2 protein-coding genes and 1 pseudogene are annotated in these 2,700 nt (G+C 72.6%); 2 read left to right on the top strand and 1 reads right to left on the bottom strand.

Going from position 1 to position 2,700, the window contains the following annotated elements:
• The first annotated feature begins 406 nt into the window (after positions 1 to 406).
• Together cyaB and AB8Z36_RS36485 are read left to right on the top strand one after the other, a co-directional pair.
• Positions 407 to 991: a class IV adenylate cyclase gene (gene cyaB, locus AB8Z36_RS36490; RefSeq protein ID WP_369217683.1), complete on the top strand. Its 585-nt coding sequence runs from the start codon at positions 407 to 409 to the stop codon at positions 989 to 991.
• An 85-nt stretch (positions 992 to 1,076) separates the two neighbouring features.
• Positions 1,077 to 2,081 (top strand): annotated as a pseudogene (locus tag AB8Z36_RS36485) (MFS transporter); the annotation flags it as partial.
• A 222-nt stretch (positions 2,082 to 2,303) separates the two neighbouring features.
• On the opposite strand, the gene AB8Z36_RS36480 reads toward AB8Z36_RS36485, so the two are convergent.
• Positions 2,304 to 2,700 (bottom strand): SAM-dependent methyltransferase (locus AB8Z36_RS36480; protein ID WP_369217684.1); only part of this gene is annotated, 397 nt, incomplete at its 5' end.

Below are 2,700 nucleotides of genomic sequence, written 5' to 3'. Positions count from 1 at the left end.
TCGTCGGCAGCCGAGGAGATCCGCGAACACGCGGGGCGCGCGCGAGAGTTGGACATCCTCGCGGTACGTGGTCTGGGACTGATCGGCCTGAACCACAGTCTCCTGCGCTCCTCGTGCCTTCCGCAGGACCAGGGCGGTCAGGGACTCCGGGTGCGCGTGGCACTGCTCGATCCCGACAGCCGGACCCTGGCGCAGCGGGCTGCGGAGATCGGTGAGTCCGCCATGGCGTCTGATCCGCGCCGACGAGACTCTCTTCGTGGGGGCCTTCGACGCGGGGTGGGAGGGGCATGAGTCAGCCACGTACAAAGTGATGGAAACACCCCACGGCCCGCTCTTCCGCGGGTTCCGGCGGATGTTCGATGCGGTCCTGACAGAGGCTCGACGCACAGTTTGAAAGGATCGACGGGTGATCGAGGCTGAACTGAAGGCGCGGGTAAAGGAACCGCGGAGGGTCACGGCACTGCTGGGCAAGCGGGCGCGGTCACGACGCGAGCTCTACCGGGACACGTACTACGACCGGCCCGACGGAAGCCTCGCCACAGCAGGCGAGGAGCTGCGCGTGCGCACGATCGACGGCGAGAGCAGCTCCCGTACGGTACTGACCTTCAAGGCCGCCACCGTCGATGCGGAATCCGGGTCCAAACCCGAGCACGAGACGGTCGTGGACGACGCCGATGCGGCCCACGCCATCCTGCGAGGACTCGGATACGTGGAGACCATCGCGTTCGAGAAGCAGTGCCGGAACTACGCCTTCGAAACGCACGGGCGGCACATGCTGGTCACGCTGGTCCGCGTACCGGAGATCGAAGGCACCTTTCTGGAGGCGGAGACCCTCGTCAGCGAAGGTGAGGTGCCGCAGGCACTGAGCGGCATCCGTGCCGTCCTCACGGATCTGGGCATCAGCGACGAGGACCTGACCCGGGAGACGTACACCGACGCCGTCGCCCGCCGACGTCGGCGGGGGCGATTGGCACACGGTCGCGGCACGTGATTGGCCCAGGCGGCGGCACCGCTCGCCCCATAGCGTCGGCCCGTCAGTCAGCGCCGTCGAGACGGGGAGTTCCGTGCCGATCCGTATGCTTCCGCCGCCCGGCGCCCCCCGCGTCCTCGCCGTCGCGCAGTTCAGTAATTCCGTCGGGGACGGGGCCTTCTACGTGTCGTCCGCGTTGCACTTCACCCGTGTCGTCGGGCTGTCGCCCGCTCAGGTCGGTCTCGGGCTGAGTGTGGCGTGGGCCGTCGGGTCCGTGGTCGGGGTGCCGCTCGGGGCGCTCGCCGACCGGCGGGGGCCGCGCGGTGTCTCGGTGCTGCTCGCCGCGGCCACCGGGGGCGCCGTCGCGGCCTTTCTGGTCATCCGCTCCTTCGTGCCGTTCGTCGCCGCCGCCGTGCTCTACGCCGTCGCCCAGTGCGGTCTCGCCGCCGCCCGGCAGGCGCTGCTCGCCGGGCTCGTGCCACCCCCGGCACGCACCGCCGTCCTCGCCCACCTCCAGGCCGTCCTCAACGCCGGGCTCGCCGTCGGCGCCGCCCTCGGCGGGCTCGCCCTGCGGTATGACACCGCCGACGCCTACCGGGCCGTCCTCGCGGTGGACGCGGTCGGTTTCGCGCTCTGCGCGGGCGTACTGCTGCGGCTCCCCGCCGTGCCCCGCCGGACGGCGGAACCCCACAAGACCCGGCTCGCCGTGCTACGCGACCGGCCCTACGCCGTGGTCACCCTCCTCAACGCCGTACTCCTGCTGCGGATGCCGCTGCTCAGCCTGGCCATACCGCTGTGGATCGTGGAGCGCACCGACGCCCCCGGATGGCTCGTCTCCGCGCTCTTCGTCCTCAACACCCTTGCCGTCATGGGCTTTCAGGTGCGGATGGCCCGCGGCGTCACCGGCCTCGCGACCGCCGCGCGCGCGGTGCGGTGGTCGGGGGCCGTCATGTGCGCCTCCTGCGCCGTCTTCGCCGTGTCGGCGGCCCGGCTCCCCGCATGGGCTGCCGTCTCTGTCCTCGTCGCCGGGGCCCTGCTCCAGGTGGTCGCCGAGATGCGGCAGTCCGCGGGCTCGTGGCAGATCGGTCTCGTGCTGGCCCCCGCCGCGCACATCGGTCAGTACCAGGGCTTCTTCGGCACCGGCGTGCCGCTCGCCCGTACCCTGGGTCCGCTCCTGCTCACCTGGCTCCTGGTGGTGTGGGGCGTGGCGGGGTGGCTCGTCCTCGGTGCCGTGTTCCTCGGCGCGTCCCTCGCGATGGGGCCCGCCGTACGGTGGGCCGAGCGCGGCCCACGGCCCGGGGCCCCCGCGTCCCGGGCGCGGACCAGCCGCCCCTCACACCCGCCGCGCCACCACGAGCCGCCAGCGCGGACTGCCGTCGGGACGCCGTCCGAACTCCTCCAGCGGCAGCAGCCGTACCTCGAAGCCCGCGTCGATGAGGTCCGCGCGGACCGGCGCCAGCTCGAAGGTGCGGTAGTACATGACGAACGGCGGGCGCCACAGCGCGTTGCGCACCCGCATCACCCCGTCGAAGCCGAGCAGCGCCCAGTGCCACGGGGAGCGGACCGGCGGCGGAGCCCCGATCGGGAACGCGAACAGGCCGCCGGGGCGCAGCGCCCGGCGGACACCGGCGAAGAGCGCCGGGCGCTCGGCGGGCAGGAAGTGCCCGAAGGCCCCGAAGCTCACGGCCAGGCCGTACCCCTCGGCGAACGGCAGCGTCCGCGCGTCGGCC

The organism is Streptomyces flavofungini, from assembly GCF_041028215.1.
In the GTDB taxonomy this organism is placed as follows: Bacteria; Actinomycetota; Actinomycetes; order Streptomycetales; family Streptomycetaceae; genus Streptomyces; species Streptomyces flavofungini_B.
The sequence above is the reverse complement of the archived record's forward strand: the minus strand, read 5'-3'. Positions and strand labels throughout refer to the sequence as shown.